Origin of the sequence: Clostridium sp. (assembly GCF_021443865.1) — a bacterium.
Lineage (GTDB): Bacteria > Bacillota > Clostridia > Clostridiales > Clostridiaceae > Clostridium.
In genome coordinates this window covers 103,580-121,848 of record NZ_JABUTB010000002.1, presented here as the reverse complement: position 1 = coordinate 121,848, position 18,269 = coordinate 103,580, and the positions used below count along the sequence as shown (strand labels likewise).

The following is an 18,269-nucleotide window of genomic DNA, read 5'->3' as shown; positions in this document are numbered from 1 at the left end:
TGTCGCACAATGTAAAATGAATAATTCTACATTTTTAATTTAGGAGCTGTTGCCACAGCTCCATAATTTATAATACAATTACTATTAATCTATTAGTCCTTCTGATTTTAAAAATTCTATAGCCACTTCTTTTGGACTTCTTTTATTTTCATCTACTTCATAATTCATTTTTATCATTTTATCTTCTGTTATTACTCCGTCTAATAATCCTATAACTTCCTCAAGCTCTGGATATTCTTCTAAAGCTTCTTTTTTAACCATTGTAACTGCATCATATGGTGGGAAAAAGTTTTTATCATCTTCTAAAACTACTAAATCAAATTTCTTTATAAGTCCATCTGTAGTAAAGGCATCAGTAACATCACTTTCTCCACTCATAAGAGCTGTATACCTTAATCCAGTTTCCATAGGCTTAACAGCATTAAATTTCATATTATAAGCTTTTTCTAAACCAATTAGTCCATCTTCTCTATTTGGGAACTGAATTGTTGGGCCAAGAGTTAATTGGTCTGAAACTTTAGCTAAATCTGAAATAGTCTTTAAATTATATTTTTCTGCTGTTTCTTTTGTTACAGCCATAGCATAGGTATTATTAAAACCTAAAGGATTTAAAACTGTTATTCCGTATTCTTCACCAAATCTTTCTTTTACTATATTGTAAACTTCTTCTGTATTTGAATTTGGTTCATCAATATTTAACATAGTTACATAAGCTGTTCCTAGATATTCAACATATAAATCTATTGATCTAGATTTAATTGCACTAAAGGTAACTTGGCTACCCCCTAAGTTTAATTGTTCATCTACCTCATAATCAGTTTTTTCTTGGATTAATTGTGAAATCATATTACCTAAAATTAACTGTTCTGAAAAGTTCATTGAACCAACTGTTATCTTCTTATTATTTCCTGAAATCACCTTAGGTACTATAATTAAAGCTAAAACCCCTATAACTAATAAAGATGCTATACCAGTGTAAAATTTCTTTTTCTTCTTAGAAATTTTATTCATTCTCTTAATCTTCATAGTTCCATCAGCTCTCTTTATACCATTAGGCATAGTTACATTTTCTATTTTTCCTGTTATCCAGTCAATAAATAATGCTAATACTGCTGCTGGAATAGCTCCAAATAAAATTAGATTATTATCTACTGTTTGAATACCAGAGAATACTAAGTATCCAAGTCCACCAGCTCCTACAAAGGCTGCTATTGTCATAAGTCCAACAGCTGTTACTGATGATATTCTTATACCTGTCATAATTACTGGCATAGCTAGAGGAATTTTTATTAATCTTAGGGTTTGACTATTAGTCATCCCTAATCCCTTAGCTGCCTCTAACATATCTGGATTAATATTTGTTATTCCAGTATATGTGTTTTTAATAAGTGGTAGCATTGAATATAAAACTACCATTGTAATAGCAGGTGTTGAGCCTATACCTATAATAGGAATTAAAAATCCTAGTATAGCTAAACTAGGAATGGCTTGCACTAGATTAGCAAAGCCAATAACTACACTAGCAACTCTCTTATTTTTAGTTATTAAAATACCTAAGGGAACACCTATTACTACTGCAATTAAAACTGCAACTAATGTTAGTTGTAAGTGATCTATTAAAAGTGATAATATCTCTGTTTTTCTCACTGCTAATTGTTCAAAGAATTTATCCATTAATTATCTCCCCCTACCTCTATATATTGACTACTTAAAACTGAAATTAAACTACTTCTTGTAACAAGCCCTAGTAATTTTCCTTGGCCATTACATACTGGTAAATATCCTCTCTTTAAGTTATTAAATACTTCTAATAATTCCGGTAGTGCAATATCTCCATTAATACATAAAGGATTTTTACTCATAATTTCTTCTACAAAAATATTTTTATCTACTACTCTTTGAATATTTTCTAATGTTACATATCCTAATAATAGTCCTTCTCTATTTATAACAAGCAAGCTATCAACCTTACTTTCTCTCATAATTTGAGCTGCTTGAAGAAGGTTTCTCTTTGGATTAACAGTAATTGGTCTTGTAATCATAACATCTGTTGCCTTTATCATTTCAGGCTTAGTCCAAATCTTATTCTTACCAACAAATTCTTCAACATATTCACCAGATGGATTTTTTAATATATTTTCTGGTGTATCATATTGAAGAATCTTACCATCTTTCAATATACAAATTTTATCTGCTAAGTTTAATGCCTCATCCATGTCGTGAGTAACAAATACTATAGTCTTTTTATATTCCTTTTGAATATTAAATAATTCCTCTTGAAGTTCTGCTCTTGTTATTGGATCTAAAGCACTAAAAGGCTCGTCCATTAATATTATTTCTGCATCTGCTGCAAAGGCTCTTGCAACTCCAATTCTTTGTTGCTGTCCTCCACTTAGTTCTGCTGGATATCTATCACTATATTTTTCTGGTTCTAATCCAACCATATTTAATAATTCCAATGTTTTCTTATCTATTTCCTCTTCTGATTTACCCATTAGCTTAGGAATTATTTCTATATTTTCTTTTACTGTCATATGAGGAAATAGTCCTGTTTGTTGAATAACATAACCTATGCTTCTTCTTAATTTAATTGGATCCATATCTTTAATATTCTTACCATCTATTAAAATTTCTCCCGATGTGGTTTCTATTAATCTGTTTATCATTTTTAATAATGTTGTTTTACCACAACCACTAGAACCTATTAAAACCACTAAATTTCCTTCATCAATTTTAAGATTAAAGTCCTCAAGGATTACACTATTCTTATAACTTTTCTTTACATTTTTAAACTCTATCATTTTAAACCTCCTTTGAAATACACAAATTCTCCTTTATTTGTAAACAACTTTATTATATATTAAAGTTGTCAGTTAGTCAAAATTTTATGAACATTTCTAATATTTATTGTAAATACTTAATATTATCTATTTTAGGTAAATTATACTTAAATCACCATCATCTGTAGCTTTACCAAGGTTTTTATAAAAAAAGCTAACTAAAGAATATCTCTAGTTAGCTAACTAAATTAATTATTATTTATTTGATTTACAATATACTCACATAATTTATGAGTTATTATTGAATCTTCAATAGATGGATTTGTCTCTTTTCCTTCTTTTACTGAAGTTAGGAAATGATCAATTAAATCTACAAAACCTCTCTTATAAAGAGTATTTTCCCAACCACCATAAGTTGTCTTCACTCGTCCCTTGTTACTAATTTTAAATGAATCTACTAAGTCTTCCACTACATATTTACAGCCTTTTACCATGTACTCTATATTTTCTTCTGTTATACCAGCAGTTCTATTCATTACTCCTATAGCTGTTGTTTTATCTCCTTTAAATGTAACAACTACATTTTTTAGATTATTATTTTCCTTAGAAAAATTAATATCCATCCTCTTAACTTCTTCATCCATTAAAAATCTTAATGTATCAACAACATGTATAAAATCTTCTACAACAAATTTTCTAATATCACCTGGTGGATACTCTCTATTTTTCTCCATAATAATAATATCAGCCTTGCCCTTATTTTTAAGCTCCCTAACCTTTGGACAAAATCTTCTATTAAAACCTACCATAGCAATTAAATTATTTTTCTTTGCAAGCTCTGCTATTTCTGTACTTGTCTTAAGATTGTATGTTAATGGCTTGTCTATATATACATTAACACCCTTATTCAATAACTTTTTAGTTATTTCATAATGACCATCAGCATGAGTGGAAATTATGGCAGCATCAAAATCTTCTTTTAACAAATTATCTAATAGATTATACGCTCTATCTATTTTATATTTATTAGATACCTCTTCTAAGACTTTTTTGTTCCTAGTTGATATCAAAAGCTCAATATCCTCCATAGAAGATAACAGTGGTAAATAAACCTTTTGCGCTATGGCACCTAGTCCAATTATTGCAACTCTCATCTCTAACCCCTTTCGGCTGCCTAAGGCAGCAATTAATAATGCGTAATGCATAATTGATAATTGTTGAAATAATTCAGACAAGCTGAATTATGAAATTTTATAAATTCCAAAGGAATTTATTCCTGTATTTTTTCATTTCGATTTTGCGTCAGCAAAAGAGAATCTTCATTATTTCATTCTTTCATGCCAATTTGCTTCAGCAAAGAGGCTTTTCATTATTTCTAAATTCCGACCTTGGAGGAATTTACACCTTAATTATGCATTGTGCATTACGCATTATGCATTAATCTTTGTGCATTACCCATTTTGCATTATTCATTTATTTATATTAGTCCTAATCTTTTCAGTCCTTTTTCTATTCCTTCATTTTCTACATTTTCTGTTAAATCATAGGCATATTTTTTTAATCTTTCATGGTAATCTCCCATTGCTATTCCGTATTTTACTACTTGGAACATCTCTATGTCATTTTCACCATCTCCAAAGGCATAGGCTTTATCTTTACTTATGTCTAATAAATTTAATAACTGTTCAATTCCATATCCTTTTGTATATTTAGCTTTGTATATTTCGAAAACGCCACCATTGCTTTGGTTTGACATAAAAGCATAATCTTTTTCTTTGAATTTTTCGAAAACTAAATTGAAGGAATTTCCGTCATAGGCTATAGCTATAATCTTGTTAACTTTAACAGTATCTTTGTCCCAATCTTCTCTAAAATTGTTTTTATCTAAATTAGCTGCTTCTAGAAAGCTTGATAGCTTTTCATTTCCAATATCTAAAACATAGTTGTATTCTTGTCCTTCAAGCATATAAACTACATTGTTCTCTTCTAGGAAATCTAATAATTCTTTAAGTTCATCATTGTTTAAAGTTTCATTAAATAATACTTTATTATTTATTTCTAAATAAGCACCATTTGAAGCAACATATCCATTTAAGCCCAAATCTAATAATCCTTTATGAACTGAATTCATTGGCCTCCCTGTTGCTAATACTGTTAAGTAGCCATTTTCTCTTAGCTTTTCTATAGCTAGCTTTGTTCTTTCAGTTGGATCGTATATCTTTTTTGTCCAATCTATTAGGGTTCCGTCTACATCAAAAAATACTATTCCCTTATTATTCATGTTTTTCTCCTTTGCTTTAATTCTACTTATTACTATTATATAATACATATGGAAAATTAAAAGACCTTAAAATACCATTCAGTGGTAATTTAAAGTCTTAAATATTATATTATTTCTTTTATTAAATCTGGAATTTTCAAGTAAATATATGTTATTCACTGATTTAAAGCTTTGGATTATATATTAATTTATAATAACAATTATTATTTTTAATCCTAATACTCTCATATCTATCATCATCTATCTTATTAAAAAATAAGGCATCTCCTTCTAAGTTATTATTAAGCATATCTTCAATATATTTATTTATATTATCAAAATTCAATTCATTCTTATCTACTAACATACTTCTAAATTCATTTAGCTTTGATTCCATAAAATTAAAGTCTTTATTTATATTTGCAATTGATGCTTTATAAGCTATATGTGAATAAGTGTTATCATCTTCTACAATACTCAACTCTACATTTAGTATATCTTCATCAGTAAAATAGCTTACGGTTTCTGCTCCTAATGCTTGTAAATCTTGTAATAAGATTGATGTGTTACCAAAGTGAGCCATTCTACTAATTCTATGTTCTATTGGTTCTTCGAATATTAATTCTAAGGAGTTTTTTTCTGAGAAGTCTTTAACTGAGTTAATTGCTTCTGAATAAACCTTTGCAATAGTACTATTTCTTAATTCTAAATCAATAATATTCTTAGAGTTATCCTCAATATTAACTTCATTTTTTTTAACTATAGTATTTTTCATATCAGTATTTTTTTCTATATTTTTATTGGTATCACTATTATTTTCACTTACTTTTTTAGTATTAGTATCCTTTTCTATAATACTCTTAGTATTTTTATTACATCCAATTAATAATAAACTTAATATAAAAAGAAATAGAATTTTTGTAATTTTCATTACTTCACCTTCTTAACCATATTTTTCCTTATATATAAATTATACATTCTATTTATTTTTTTTTAAATATTCATCTTCTATTTTTATTTCTTTATTTGCAAAATCTTCATCTTCAATTAATTCCTCTTCAAAGCACTCATCCTCAAAATATTCATTTTCCAAATACTCATCCTCAAAATATTCATTCTCCAAATACTCATCCTCAAAATATTCATTTTCTAAATATTCATTTTCTAAATATTCATTATCTATTAATTCTATATTAACCATCTCTTGTACATATTCATCTTCATTAAATTGTCTATTTTCTAATTTCTTAATTTCTTCATTTTTTAGTATTTCCTTATATTTATCCTTTAGGATTTCCTCTGCATCTATTAGTATGTTTTTCTCTAATAATAATATTATATATGCTATAACAACTGGTCCAAATAATAATGAAATCAATGATATTTTTAATAGTTTTACTGCAAATAAAAATGCTATCACTATTGTTATCATTGTTAATGATAAATAAAACTTTTTTATTGTATATTCTATAGCTAGTTTAAAAACATCTAAGGTTTTAGCACTAATTCTAGCTATAATTGGAAAAACATAAAGGCTAACTGCCAATATGAATCCTTTAATTACAATAAATAAGTATAAAATTTTATTTACTCCCATTTTAAGGAAGTATCCCATATCTAAGTAAGCAACTAATAATATTGCACTTATTATTGCTCCTGCAAGTATTCCTTGTAGGAAGTTTAATTTATAGAAGTATAAAAAATCCTGAGGAGCATTAGTTTCTTTTCCCTTAATAACTCTACCTAGTACTGAAAATACTGTTGATATAGCTGGTCCTACTATAACTGCTAAAATGGCTACAATGTAAATAGATATGTCATTTCCTAAAGCTAGGCAGTATATTAAAAAAGGTGATATTGCTATTAAAAAATATATATTTGTAATTAAAATATATATTAGTTTCTTTGTAGAAAAATAGCCCTCAGTACTTTTCAAATTATTATTGCTCATATTAATTCTCCCCTATTTTTCTAATTCTTTTCTTTAATACTTTTACTGAATTATCAAAATATTTTCCATAAAAAGTATATATTAAATCCATTTTAATCCATAAATATAATTATGTAAATATTTGGTCCCCTGGGGTGCAATAATTTACATTTACTTAAATTGTTTATATTCCCCCTACTTTCCTGTATAATAAAGGAAATAAAATTATAAAGGAGAAACTAAATGTATTATTATAAATTAACTAATAATGCTGATTTTGAAATTACTTATAAAAGATATATTAAGAAAACTCTCTTAAAGGGTAGTTTAACTCTTGTTTTTATAGTTAATATTGGTTTGTTTTTATTATCAATCATAGTATTAAAAGCTTTAGAGTTACAAATGGAAATCCTCTCATCTATAATTACCTTAACTTTATTATTAGAATTCTTTATATTCCTTGTATCTTACAGAAATGAATGTAAAAAGTTATTAACTTCTGTGCCTAATGACGAAGTAAATATCTCCTTTGCTGAAGAAGGAATTTATTTTGAAAGTGCTGATGTATCAAAACATATTAACTGGAAAGCAGTAAGTAATGTTATTGTAGATAATGATAGTTTAAGATTGCATTATAAGCTTATTGGACTACCTGGAAACTTATTTTATTTAAAATTCTTTGATGTTGATGCAGAAGAATTAATTAATGATATTGAAAAATATATTAAGGTAAGGAGGATTAAATAATGGAATTTGAATATAAGCCAAGTGATTATAGAATTAGCTTCAGAGAGTATTTTAGGTATTTAAATACAACCTCTCCAGTTATTACTCTATACCTAAAGACCATTTTAGCTCCTTATTTAATACTTGCATTTTCCTTAATTACTTATATATTATCTGAAGATTATAGATATCTTCCTTATTTAATCCCGTTTATTATTGTATTTTCTGCCCTTCTTCTTTTATTATTTTTACTAATAATTAAATTAAGAAGAAAGAGAGCAATAAAAAACACTAAATTATTTTGTGATATTGAAAGTACCTTTTACTTTACTATAGAAGATGGTTATTTAATAAGAGAAAATGAATTTAGTTCTATGAAAATTAAATTAAGTGAAATTGATAATATTATTCTTTTAAAACATGGATTAATCTTATCTGTTAAAAATTCAAAGGTGTCTCCCTTTATCCCAAAAACTGCTTTGCCTATTTCCTTAGAAGAATTTCTAGCATTACTTATTAATGAAAATAATTCTCTTATTGTAAAAGATGAATTTAAAAGGTTAAAGAATAGAAATAAAAAGTTATATGCTATTTTTATATTTACTATTTTATTATCCTTTATTTCTAGCTTTTTCATTGGAAAATATAATTTTACAAGGTATCCTTTAATACCTAATAATGATTTAATTAAGCAAAATGATGATACTTATCTTTATGAAAATGAAGATATAGGAATTTCAATAAACTTTCCAAGTAACTGGGAAGATAAGTTTGGAATTGAAGAAAAGCCTGATAGAATAAATGTTTATTACCTTGTAGATGGAAAGCAAAGTCATGATACTACTTTATTGTTTTCAATAAGAGGATTAGGAGCTATTTTTGATAACCTTACTCTTAATGTTATTAAAACTGAAGGTCTATATTTATTTATTGGTCCTACTAAGATAAACCTAATAAATGGTTCAAAGGAACATTTAGAATATATGGATCTTTATAAAGATATAGAAAAACTAAAAATAATAGAAAATGACTATTACCATATTTAAATTAAACATCCTTATTCTTGTATTATTTTTCAATAAGTGGTAGACTATAAGTATACAAATTATTAACAATAATTATATTAATTTTACAAGTTATATTTTCTTATTATTTCATTAAAAAAATAAATTTATATTAGAACTGCTAATATTGAATCATCTACCAGAGTTGAAGCTATGTTAGTAAAGACTAAAGAAATTAATTATTATGATTCTATATAAGCAAAGGCAGTCTAAAGGACTGCCTTTGTCTATTTATTTAATAAATTTTTAGAATTTATCTGCTTTAGATAATAAAGAGGGGTGAAAAAATGAAATATAAATCAAGACTATCCTTAGTCTTAATAATTATTTTATTAATTTCTACTCAAGATAAAATAGCTATTGCAGACCCACTTCAGCAACAGCTACAGGAATACAATGAAAGTATAAAAGAAGATACTTATAAATTAAGTACCTATGAAGCTCAATCAGAAGAATTAAGACTCTCTATTCAAGAATTAGATAGCAAAATAGAAGCTGCAATGTATAGACAAGCTGCCCTTGAAGAAGAAATAAGTGTAATTAATAACTCTATACATGAAAGTAAACTAAAAATTGATCAATACACTGAAGAAATAGCAAAAAGAGAAGCTAATAAGAATGTATTTGTACGTAGCATGTACAAATTCGGGGAATTATCTTATGTTGATGTTATTTTTAAATCTGATAATGTATTTGATGCAGCCTATAATTTTTATAACTACTCTGCTTTAGTTAATTCTAGCAAAAAGAATATAGAAGAATTAGATAAACTAAAAAAAGATTTAATAAATGAAGAAGAAGCCTTAGAAGTAAAGAAAATGGAATTAGAGGCAGCTAATAATGAAGCAAAATCTATTGTTGATGATATGACATCTATGCAGAATGAACAACAAGAAAAATTAAGTGAATTAAATATAATTCAAGCTAATTTATCTGAAAAAATAGAAAGTGAAAAAGCAGCTGTTTCAAGTATAACTGCTGAATTAGAAGAGCAAAGAGTTCAAGCTGAACTTGAAAAACAAAGACAAGAGGAAGCTAGAATACAAGCAGAGGAAGAATCTAAAAGACAAGAATCTTCTCAAGACAGTTCGAAAAGTAATTCTATTGAACCAAATAGAGGTAGCTATGAAGAAAATGAAAGTACAAACTATCCAATAAGTAGCTATTCTGCTTCTGAAATTGTGGCTTATGCTAGTCAATTCCAAGGTGTTCCATATGTTTGGGGTGGTACAACTCCTAATGGATTTGATTGCTCTGGATTAGTCCAATATTGCTATAAACAATTTGGATATTATCTTCCAAGAGTATCTCAAGACCAACAAAACTTTGGAACAGATGTAAGTTTATCTGAGCTTAGAACAGGTGACTTAGTATTTTGGGGAAGCCCAGCTACTCATGTGGCTTTCTATATTGATGGAGGTTATATACTTCATGCCCCTAACACAGGAGATTATGTAAGAATACAACCAATAAATTTAAGCAATATAACATCTGCAAAGAGAATTATTAATTAATAAATAAATTATAATTACACATACTAAGTGTAACTTCATTATATAATGGCACATCTCCCCCACTAGGGATGATATGCTGCTGTCACAAAGTATTTGTAAGGTATTGTGTGGCAGCTTTTTTCCAGTTTTTGGTCCCCTGGGGAAATAGAATTTCCCCAGGGGACCAATTTTTTACAGTAGCTTACTTAGTACATAATCTACTTCTATATTTGTTGTTACAAGAAGTCCTTCTTCATCTACATCAAATAAATGATTATGATGCTCTGCAGCAGTATTTGAGTTACATGAATTCCTAGTTCCTACATGAATATATGTGCCTGGTACTTCTATTAGGAATTCTGCAAAGTCATCTGCTCCTAATCTCTTTGGAGCGTTAGTTATTACATTTTCTTCACCCACAATAGTGTTAGCTATACCTGCTACTTCTTTACTAACTTTTTCATCATTTATAAGTGGTGATGCATAATCTTTAAATTCTACTGACACTTCTGCTCCATATATTTCTCCAATGGATTTTGCTATTTTCTCTACATTTTTATTAGTCTTTTCCCTTGTTTCAAAGGAGAAGGTTCTTGTAGTTCCCTTTAGTACAACCTCTTCAGCTACTGCATTATAAATTGTTCCCCCACTAATTACACCTACCCCCACAACTACTGTATCAACAGGATCTGTTTGTCTACTTACTATTGATTGTAGATTTAATACAATTTGACTTGCAATATATAAGGCATCTACTGATAAATGTGGTACAGATACATGGCCTCCTTTTCCTTTAACTATTATTTTAAAATAATCACAAGAAGCAGCTATAGGTCCACTTGTTACTGATACTTGTCCAACATCTAAATGAGAGGATACATGTGCCCCAAGTATTACTTCCACTCCATCTAATGCCCCTTCTTGAATAAATATCTTTGCACCTTGTCCAATTTCTTCTGCTTGTTGGAAAAATAATCTTACTTCTCCCTTTAATTCTGATTCTCTTTCCTTTAATATCTTTGCTGCTCCTAAAAGACTAGATGTATGAGCATCATGACCACAAGCATGATGATATCCTTCATTTTGTGATTTATATTCTACATCTTTATCATCTGGAACTTTAAGAGCATCAATATCTGCTCTTAAAGCTATTACTTTATTTGTTTCAGTATTACCTTTTATTATTCCTAAAACCCCTGTTTCCCCAACTCTCTTATGAGGAATATTTAATTTATCTAATTCCTCTTCAATTTTTTTTGCTGTTTTATATTCCTTTAAACTAACCTCTGGATATTTATGAAATTCTCTTCTTAGAGAAATAATATAATCTTTTTCCTTTAATACATAATCCTTTATACTCATTAGTTGCCCCTCCTTTTGCTATTTCCAAGTTGGTAAATAAGCACCCTTATATTGTTCTTTTATTACATTTGCTACTTCCTCAGTTCTATATGCATCTACAACTTTTTTATAAGTTTCATTATCCTTATCTTCTGTTCTTGCAACAATTATATTAATATATGGATTGTCACTACCTTCACTAGTTTTTTCTAAATATATAGCATCTGAACTTGGATAGAATCCTGCATCAACAGCGTGTCCACCATTTATAAATGCAGCAGCTACATCATCTAATAATCTTGGTGTTTGTGCAGCTTCCACTTCTACAAATTTTATATTTTTAGGATTTTCAGTAATATCACTTAAAGTTGGTGTATATCCTGCTGCTTCATTTACCTTTATAACTCCTGCTGTTTCTAACACTTTAAGAGATCTTCCTCCATTAGTTGCATCACTAGGTATTGCAATAGAATCCCCATCCTTTAATTCATCTAAGGATTTTATTTTATTTGAATAAACTCCAAGAGGAGCAATTATTGTTTCCCCTATAACTGATAAATCAAAGCCTCTATCTTCAATGTCCTTATTTAAGAAAGCATAGTGCTGGAAGGAATTCAAATCTATTTCTTTATCTGCTAAAGCTTGATTAGGCTGACTATAATCTGAAAAAGTTACAAGTTCTAATTTTATACCTTCTTCCCCAAGTTTCTTTATTACAGGTTCCCATTGGTCTGTATTTTCCCCAACTAATCCAATTTTAATAACCTTGTTTTCCTCTTTAGATTCCTTAGCTTCTGCTACCCCACAGCCTGCTAATGATAAAATTAATACTCCTGATAATATAAGATTTAATAATTTCTTTGTTTTCATATTTAAACTCTCCTTTTCATTTATTGCTTATTGCTTAATGTGTTGTTTTTTTAATTATTATATTTCCTGCCCCTTGAATTATATTTACAAAAATAAGTAGTATTATTACAGTTACAAAGGTAATATCTACTTGATATCTTTGATATCCATATCTTATAGCTAAATCACCAAGGCCCCCGCCCCCTACTGATCCTGCCATAGCTGTTAGTCCTACTAAACTTACAAAGGTTATAGTGGTTGCCCTTACTATATTAGGTATACTTTCTTTTAAATAAACTCTAAAAATTATTTCAAAAGGTGATGACCCCATGGCTTCTGCTGCTTCTATTATTCCCTTATCAACCTCTGATAAAGCACTTTCTATTTGCCTTGCAAAGAAGGGAATAGTTCCTAATACTAGTGGCACAAAGGAGCCCTTTGTTCCAATGGCAGTTCCTACTATTAATCTTGTTAGTGGAATTGCTGCTGCTAGTAAAATAATAAATGGAATTGATCTTGTAATATTTATTATTTTTTCTAGAACATAATATATAGCTTTATTTTCTAGTATATTTCCTTTCTTAGTTACAACTAAAACTACTCCTAATAGAATTCCTATAAAGAAGGAGATACCACCTGCCACTAAAATCATAAGTAAAGTGTCCAAAGTAGCATTATAAATTTCTGGTAGCTTTGTTATTGCATTAGGCAATAATTTTTGTACTAATTCTGCCATCCTTAATTACCTCCACTTCTACTTTATTTTCTTTAAGATACGCTATAACCTTATTAACTTGAGCTTCCTCACCTCTAATAATTACTATAAGCCCTCCAAGTGGCTGTTCTTGAATTATTTCTATATTCCCAAATATAATGCTTGTATCCACATTGAATTCTCTAGATACTATTGAAATTATTGGCTCACTTGTACTATTTTCTAAATATTTAAGTTTTAATATTTTCTCATTTTCCTTTATATCTACCACTGAAGATTCTTCTTTAATTAAGTCATAAATATTAGTTAATAATGAAGTGCTATCTATAAAGTTCTTTGTTATATTTTCCTTTGGCTCTGAGAATATTTTAAATATATTCCCTTCTTCAACAACTCGTCCATTTTCCATTACAGCAGCTCTTGTACATATTTCTTTCACCACTTGCATTTCGTGAGTTATTATTACTATTGTTATTCCAAACTTTTTATTTACCTCTTTTAGAAGTCTTAATATGGATTTTGTAGTTTGAGGATCTAAGGCACTAGTTGCTTCATCACAAAGTAAAACCTTTGGATCATTTGCTAAAGCCCTTGCTATTCCCACTCTTTGCTTTTGTCCCCCACTTAGCTCTGATGGATATACCTTTGCTTTATCTTCTAGCTCAACTAATTTTAATAAATCATTTACCTTTTTATTTATCTCTTCCTTTGAGTATCCCTTTCCCTTAAGTGGATAAGCTATATTCTCAAAGACAGTTCTAGATTTCATAAGATTGAAATGTTGAAATATCATTCCTATCTTCTTTCTTTCAGTCCTAAGCTCCTTATTAGATAAAGTGCTAAGTTCCTTTCCATCTACAATTACTTCACCACTAGTTGGCTTTTCTAAGAAATTAATGCATCTTACTAAGGTGGATTTTCCTGCCCCACTAAAACCAATAATTCCATAAATCTCACCTTCTTTAATATTAAGTGTTACATCCTTTAAAGCTTCAACTTCCCCAGCTTTAGTACTATAAGTTTTGTTTAGATTTTTTAATAAGATCATAATTTTCCCTCCTTTAACTATAAAAAATTATAAAAAATAAGCTAGATGTTATATTCTTCGCTCCGTCGCAAGCTCCAAGTCGCTAGAATATAACATCTAGCTCATTGAGCACTAAAGGAAAGGAATTTATAAAAAATTATACCTAGGGTAATATTTTTATAAATTCCTGTAAAATAAAAAAACTGCTTTCCTAAAAAATAAGAAAGCAGTGTAGTAAACACTTATTCAGTTCTAATCTTTCAGACGCAGTAGTCACTGCAGGAAATAGTACTATCGTACAAATGAAGAATGTAAAATGTAAAATGAAGAATTATGGTAGTATTTCATTCTGAAATACTTAAATTAATGCTTCTTAAAACTACTTTCAGTAGTTTTATCTTACTTATACATTATGCATTTGGCACATCTAACTTTGCATACTCATTGCAATAATTTCGGTATCATAATTTTAAAAATTATTTAAAATTAATTACTTCATTCTTTCATTTCTTCATTTCTTCATTTTATAATAAAAATAAATTCTGAAAAAATTTAAAACTTAATTATGCATTGTAGTGTGCGTAGCACTTCGACTTCCTTGGGCCAGTCCCTCCGTCTTTCATGATAAATCTATTTAATTATTAATAGTATTTTAACTATACATTTCCTATATGTCAATAAAAAGTTTCATTTTTTTGCACTTTTTCTTTTTAAAATTTTAGTACTTAATAATCCTAAAGCTATAATAGATAAAATTAAATAAACTAAACCAAAGACTTTTATTCCATAATTACTATATAATTCACCTGTTGTTAGGTTTAAAATACTTGGCAAAATAGTGGCAGAAAGTGAGTTCATTAATATAAATGCTATAACTTGCTGTTCTGGAGATACAATGTCACCAACTATTTTATTTTGTATTTGCAATACTATTCCTGTTACTATTCCATGAAGCATGGTTATAATCAAGATTATTATATAGGAATTTGTAAAAATCATTATTGCCCATCTAAAGGTAAGAACTATAAGAGATATTAATAGGGCTATATCTGTTCTTTCAAAGAATTTAATTTTCTCATATGTTAATAGGATAACAACTTCAAATATAACCATCAAAAAAGGAATAAGACTTATAATTGCATCTGATATCTTTAAGTCTATTAATATTATTTGAATTCCATACCACGCAGCAGAATTTTGGGTACCCCAAATAATTGAGATTATTATTAAATACTTTAAGTACTTTTTATTTTTCACTAACTCCAATATAGATTTAAAAAGTCCTTTTTTATCTTTTTTGCTTCTTTCTGTTTCTTCTATAAGGTCTTCTTCATCTTCTGAAAGTTTATTAAGTAAAAAATTGCTAAGTATTATTAAAATAATTCCTACTATTATGGCTAAATAAATGCCTCCAAGCTTTATTGTTATTGGTGCGATTATCCCTGCAAGGCCAAATCCTATAGTTAACATTACTCTAATTTTCCCATAAGAACCTTCATTATATTTTGATATATTTAATAAATACTTATCATTTAGCGTTCCTCCAGGCTGTAGTAAAATACTTCTTACTAAATTAACTATAAAAAATAAAAGAAAATTATTTATTAAAGTTAATATAATCATAGTAGCTACATTGGACAAGTTAATAAACTTACTAATCTTAATTACATCTTTATATTTATCTAGTATACTTCCCCAGATTAAAAATAAAGGAAGTACTATTAATGGCGTTGTTCCTATAATAAAACTAATTTCCCTAGCATCAAATCCCTTTATAAAACTTAGAAATATTACAAAAACACTTCCAATAATATTACCTCCTAGTGAAGAAACAAGAAGATATTTTGAAAACTTCTTAGAAAGAGAGTCCATAAAAATCCTCCTTTTTATAAATACTCAGTTATTAGTATCATCTTTTATAATTAAAAAATTCACTTAACTGAATATTTATAAAAATTACATGCTGATTTTCATCCACTCCTCCATTACATTTTCTAACTCTAAGCTCAATTCTTCCTTTTTAAAAAACAGCTTATTTAATTCTTCATAATTCATTGTTTGATCTGCCATAGTTTCTTCAATATGTCTAATTTCCTCTTCAAGACTTTTAATTCTTCCTTCTAGTCTTTTTATTTCATTTTCTTTCTTTTTTACTTCATCTACTTCTTTTTTCTTTTTTTGTTTTTTTATTTCTTTAGGCTTCTCAATAATATTACTCTCTTTTTCTAGCTTTAATTTATCTTGCATTTCCTTATAGTAATCATAGTTTCCAAGATAACTTTTAAATTTATAATCCTCAATAGCAATAACTCTTTCACTAATTTTATTAATAAAATACCTATCATGGGATATAAAGAAAATAGTACCCTTAAACTCCTCTAAAGCTTCTTCAAAGGTTTCTATTGAATCAATATCAAGATGATTAGTTGGCTCATCCAATATTAATAAATTTATATCTTCATATAACAACATAGAAAGCTTTAATCTTATTCTTTCTCCTCCAGATAAGGCTTTAACTTTTTTAAATACACTATTACCAAAGAACATAAACTTAGATAAATACTGCCTTGCCTGGCCTTCTAATATAGAAATGTTATCTCTAAAGTCTTGAAGTACAGTATCATCCTCATTATTAAAAGTAATGACCTGCGGTAAATATCCTAACCTTACATTGGCACCTAGCTCTACTATGCCTTTATCTGCTGCCTCTTCTCCTAGTAACACTCTTAAGAAGGTTGTCTTTCCACTACCATTAGGCCCAATTAAAACAACTCTTTCTTTAAAGTTAACTAATAAAGCAGCTTCATTAAAAATAGTTTTATCATTATAGCTTTTACATAAGCCCTCTGCTTTTATAGTTTCATTTCCTGATCTTTCACTACTTTTAAAATTTAGCTTCATAGTCTTATTTTCAAGCTTTGGCTTCTGTACCTCGTCACTATTTTTCATTTTTTCAAGTCTTTTCTCCATACTAGCGGCTCTTTTAAAGAACTTACTATTATCTGCTCTTATTGCCCAATCTCTAAGTTCTTTTATAGTGTTTTCCATACTCTTTATTTCTTTTTGCTGCTCTTTATAATTATGCATTTCTTCAATAAGCTTTTCTTCCTTTTGCTTAACATAGCTTGAGTAGTTTCCCTTATAGGTTTTACTTTCCATATCTTCTATTTCTATAATTTTACTTACTACATTATCTAAGAAATATCTATCATGAGAAACTATAATTACAATCCCCTCATATCTCTTAAGATATCCTTCAAGCCATTCAATAGAATCCATATCTAAATGATTTGTAGGTTCATCTAATAATAAAATATCTGGATTATCCATTAATATTTTCCCTAAAATAACGGTAGTTTTTTCACCACCACTTAACAAATTAAAGTCCTTATCTAAAAAGCCTTCTGTAAACTTTAACCCAGTGCATATTCTTGCTAGTTTCTCTTCTGTATTGTATCCACCCATAACTTCATAGCTTTGAAGTAAATTACTATATCTTTTTAAGGTTCTTTCTAGTTCTTCCTCTTTTAAAAGCTTCATTTCCTCTTCTAATTCATGCATTTGTTCTTCTATTTTATAAACTTCATTAAAGGCCATTTTTAACACATCAATAACCTTAATGCCATCTTCATACTGTGGAATTTGCTCTAAATATGCTGAGGTAGCCCCACTAGGCATATTAATAAAGCCTTCATCATAGCCAGGACTAGTAGCCCCTGGATATCCAACACAATAATCCATTGGCAATATTCCTGCAATTAACTTTAGGATAGTACTTTTACCACTACCATTAACTCCAACAATACCAACCTTTTCTCCAGAATAAATTTGAAAATTAATATTCTTAAGAACAAGAGTTGCTTCCATATATTTTTTCACATTAATTAATGATAATTCAAACATAAACACGCCTTCTTTCTCTCTATATTAAGGCTCTAAAGAAAAAAGCATAAATATTTAAAACAAAAAAACTGTAAGAAGATTTAATCTCCCTACAGTCTAAAATAACAATGTTAACATAGTCTCTACAATAGCAATACTCTAACTAATTATATGTAATATAAACTATAAGAAATAACAATAA

The 18,269-nt window shown here is 28.2% G+C and carries 15 protein-coding genes; 3 read left to right on the top strand and 12 right to left on the bottom strand.

Annotation, left to right across the window (positions count from 1 at the left end):
* Nucleotides 1–84 precede the first annotated feature (84 nt).
* The 6 genes from HUJ77_RS00710 to HUJ77_RS00685 all read right to left on the bottom strand — a co-directional run bounded on the left by HUJ77_RS00710 (nucleotide 85) and on the right by HUJ77_RS00685 (nucleotide 6,991).
* Complete coding sequence (locus tag HUJ77_RS00710; protein WP_291706648.1) at nucleotides 85–1,674, bottom strand: glycine betaine ABC transporter substrate-binding protein; 1,590 nt, start codon at nucleotides 1,672–1,674, stop codon at nucleotides 85–87.
* The gene (locus HUJ77_RS00705) at nucleotides 1,674–2,801 is read right to left on the bottom strand and encodes an ABC transporter ATP-binding protein (protein ID WP_291706647.1); all 1,128 of its coding nucleotides are present in this window, start codon (nucleotides 2,799–2,801) and stop codon (nucleotides 1,674–1,676) included. Before HUJ77_RS00705 ends, HUJ77_RS00710 begins: the two co-directional genes overlap by 1 nt.
* Before the next feature lie 227 nt (nucleotides 2,802–3,028).
* Nucleotides 3,029–3,934 (bottom strand): Gfo/Idh/MocA family oxidoreductase, encoded by a 906-nt coding sequence (locus tag HUJ77_RS00700; protein ID WP_291706646.1) that lies wholly within the window; start codon nucleotides 3,932–3,934, stop codon nucleotides 3,029–3,031.
* Between the two features lie 323 nt (nucleotides 3,935–4,257).
* A complete protein-coding gene (locus HUJ77_RS00695) occupies nucleotides 4,258–5,061 on the bottom strand; it encodes an HAD family hydrolase (RefSeq protein ID WP_291706645.1) in 804 nt (267 codons plus the stop codon).
* Between the two features lie 163 nt (nucleotides 5,062–5,224).
* Nucleotides 5,225–5,971 carry a hypothetical protein gene (locus tag HUJ77_RS00690; RefSeq protein ID WP_291706644.1) on the bottom strand — a complete coding sequence of 249 codons (747 nt, stop codon included), beginning with the start codon at nucleotides 5,969–5,971 and terminating at the stop codon, nucleotides 5,225–5,227.
* Nucleotides 5,972–6,019: 48 nt separating this feature from the next.
* Nucleotides 6,020–6,991 carry a DUF624 domain-containing protein gene (locus HUJ77_RS00685; RefSeq protein ID WP_291706643.1) on the bottom strand — a complete coding sequence of 324 codons (972 nt, stop codon included), beginning with the start codon at nucleotides 6,989–6,991 and terminating at the stop codon, nucleotides 6,020–6,022.
* 222 nt (nucleotides 6,992–7,213) lie between these two features.
* Between HUJ77_RS00685 and HUJ77_RS00680 the strand changes: the two genes are divergently transcribed.
* The 3 genes from HUJ77_RS00680 (at nucleotide 7,214) to HUJ77_RS00670 (ending at nucleotide 10,274) form a co-directional block, all read left to right on the top strand.
* Nucleotides 7,214–7,717, top strand: a complete 504-nt coding sequence (locus HUJ77_RS00680) for a hypothetical protein (protein ID WP_291706642.1) — start codon at nucleotides 7,214–7,216, stop codon at nucleotides 7,715–7,717.
* Nucleotides 7,717–8,742: a hypothetical protein gene (locus HUJ77_RS00675; protein ID WP_291706641.1), complete on the top strand. Its 1,026-nt coding sequence runs from the start codon at nucleotides 7,717–7,719 to the stop codon at nucleotides 8,740–8,742. Before HUJ77_RS00680 ends, HUJ77_RS00675 begins: the two co-directional genes overlap by 1 nt.
* A 305-nt stretch (nucleotides 8,743–9,047) precedes the next feature.
* Nucleotides 9,048–10,274: a C40 family peptidase gene (locus HUJ77_RS00670; RefSeq protein ID WP_291706640.1), complete on the top strand. Its 1,227-nt coding sequence runs from the start codon at nucleotides 9,048–9,050 to the stop codon at nucleotides 10,272–10,274.
* Nucleotides 10,275–10,445: 171 nt separating this feature from the next.
* Here HUJ77_RS00670 and HUJ77_RS00665 read toward each other — a convergent pair whose 3' ends face one another.
* From HUJ77_RS00665 to abc-f, 6 genes are all read right to left on the bottom strand, one after another.
* Complete coding sequence (locus tag HUJ77_RS00665) at nucleotides 10,446–11,615, bottom strand: amidohydrolase (RefSeq protein ID WP_291706639.1); 1,170 nt, start codon at nucleotides 11,613–11,615, stop codon at nucleotides 10,446–10,448.
* An 18-nt stretch (nucleotides 11,616–11,633) separates the two neighbouring features.
* Nucleotides 11,634–12,464 carry a MetQ/NlpA family ABC transporter substrate-binding protein gene (locus tag HUJ77_RS00660; RefSeq protein WP_291706638.1) on the bottom strand — a complete coding sequence of 277 codons (831 nt, stop codon included), beginning with the start codon at nucleotides 12,462–12,464 and terminating at the stop codon, nucleotides 11,634–11,636.
* A gap of 34 nt (nucleotides 12,465–12,498) precedes the next feature.
* A complete protein-coding gene (locus HUJ77_RS00655) occupies nucleotides 12,499–13,179 on the bottom strand; it encodes a methionine ABC transporter permease (protein ID WP_291706637.1) in 681 nt (226 codons plus the stop codon).
* Nucleotides 13,148–14,206 carry a methionine ABC transporter ATP-binding protein gene (locus tag HUJ77_RS00650; RefSeq protein WP_291706636.1) on the bottom strand — a complete coding sequence of 353 codons (1,059 nt, stop codon included), beginning with the start codon at nucleotides 14,204–14,206 and terminating at the stop codon, nucleotides 13,148–13,150. The genes HUJ77_RS00655 and HUJ77_RS00650 overlap by 32 nt, the downstream gene beginning before the upstream one ends.
* 666 nt (nucleotides 14,207–14,872) lie before the next feature.
* Complete coding sequence (locus tag HUJ77_RS00645; protein WP_291706635.1) at nucleotides 14,873–16,057, bottom strand: MFS transporter; 1,185 nt, start codon at nucleotides 16,055–16,057, stop codon at nucleotides 14,873–14,875.
* Nucleotides 16,058–16,141: 84 nt separating this feature from the next.
* A complete protein-coding gene (abc-f, locus tag HUJ77_RS00640) occupies nucleotides 16,142–18,088 on the bottom strand; it encodes a ribosomal protection-like ABC-F family protein (protein WP_291706634.1) in 1,947 nt (648 codons plus the stop codon).
* Nucleotides 18,089–18,269: the final 181 nt, after the last annotated feature.

What these genes read in the sequence shown, in the direction of transcription:
- HUJ77_RS00710 (WP_291706648.1), bottom strand. Translation starts at nt 1,674, where the DNA reads ATGGATAAATTCTTTGAACAATTAGCAGTGAGAAAAACAGAGATATTA.
- HUJ77_RS00705 (WP_291706647.1), bottom strand. Translation starts at nt 2,801, where the DNA reads ATGATAGAGTTTAAAAATGTAAAGAAAAGTTATAAGAATAGTGTAATC.
- HUJ77_RS00700 (WP_291706646.1), bottom strand. Translation starts at nt 3,934, where the DNA reads ATGAGAGTTGCAATAATTGGACTAGGTGCCATAGCGCAAAAGGTTTAT.
- HUJ77_RS00695 (WP_291706645.1), bottom strand. Translation starts at nt 5,061, where the DNA reads ATGAATAATAAGGGAATAGTATTTTTTGATGTAGACGGAACCCTAATA.
- HUJ77_RS00690 (WP_291706644.1), bottom strand. Translation starts at nt 5,971, where the DNA reads ATGAAAATTACAAAAATTCTATTTCTTTTTATATTAAGTTTATTATTA.
- HUJ77_RS00685 (WP_291706643.1), bottom strand. Translation starts at nt 6,991, where the DNA reads ATGAGCAATAATAATTTGAAAAGTACTGAGGGCTATTTTTCTACAAAG.
- HUJ77_RS00680 (WP_291706642.1), top strand. Translation starts at nt 7,214, where the DNA reads ATGTATTATTATAAATTAACTAATAATGCTGATTTTGAAATTACTTAT.
- HUJ77_RS00675 (WP_291706641.1), top strand. Translation starts at nt 7,717, where the DNA reads ATGGAATTTGAATATAAGCCAAGTGATTATAGAATTAGCTTCAGAGAG.
- HUJ77_RS00670 (WP_291706640.1), top strand. Translation starts at nt 9,048, where the DNA reads ATGAAATATAAATCAAGACTATCCTTAGTCTTAATAATTATTTTATTA.
- HUJ77_RS00665 (WP_291706639.1), bottom strand. Translation starts at nt 11,615, where the DNA reads ATGAGTATAAAGGATTATGTATTAAAGGAAAAAGATTATATTATTTCT.
- HUJ77_RS00660 (WP_291706638.1), bottom strand. Translation starts at nt 12,464, where the DNA reads ATGAAAACAAAGAAATTATTAAATCTTATATTATCAGGAGTATTAATT.
- HUJ77_RS00655 (WP_291706637.1), bottom strand. Translation starts at nt 13,179, where the DNA reads ATGGCAGAATTAGTACAAAAATTATTGCCTAATGCAATAACAAAGCTA.
- HUJ77_RS00650 (WP_291706636.1), bottom strand. Translation starts at nt 14,206, where the DNA reads ATGATCTTATTAAAAAATCTAAACAAAACTTATAGTACTAAAGCTGGG.
- HUJ77_RS00645 (WP_291706635.1), bottom strand. Translation starts at nt 16,057, where the DNA reads ATGGACTCTCTTTCTAAGAAGTTTTCAAAATATCTTCTTGTTTCTTCA.
- abc-f (WP_291706634.1), bottom strand. Translation starts at nt 18,088, where the DNA reads ATGTTTGAATTATCATTAATTAATGTGAAAAAATATATGGAAGCAACT.